At 41.9% G+C, this 370-nt stretch carries 1 protein-coding gene; it reads left to right on the plus strand.

The features are described from left to right. Nucleotides 1-292, plus strand: a 292-nt coding sequence (locus BLO31_RS14955) for a transposase (RefSeq protein ID WP_139159021.1), incomplete at its 5' end; no start/stop codon positions are given. Nucleotides 293-370 lie beyond the last annotated feature (78 nt).

Here is a 370-nt window from a genome sequence, read left to right on the forward strand (position 1 = left end):
AAAAGAACTCTGGCGTTGTGAATCTGAACTTCAGGCAAAAAACCTATGGCAGGTATGGTGGGAGCAAGTCAATGAGAGTGGAATTAAGCCGCTAACAGAGTTCGCTCGCAAGCTAAAACCTTACCTTCATGGGATTACCGCTTCAGCAAGGTATCCACTGAATACTTGTACTCTTGAAGGAATAAACAACAAGATAAAATTAATTAAAAGAATGGGATATGGTTATCGAGATACTGATTACTTCTTCTTAAAGATAAAAGCGGCTTTCCCCGGAAAGCGCGATGAACCCTAATTTAGGGGGAAAGGTCAGTCATCGGCTTCACCAGAAAATACCGTGAAAGCTCTCTAATCCGTGGTGTTTACCTTCATC

It is taken from the genome of Vibrio sonorensis (assembly GCF_001854765.1).
In the GTDB taxonomy this organism is placed as follows: Bacteria; Pseudomonadota; Gammaproteobacteria; order Enterobacterales; family Vibrionaceae; genus Vibrio; species Vibrio sonorensis.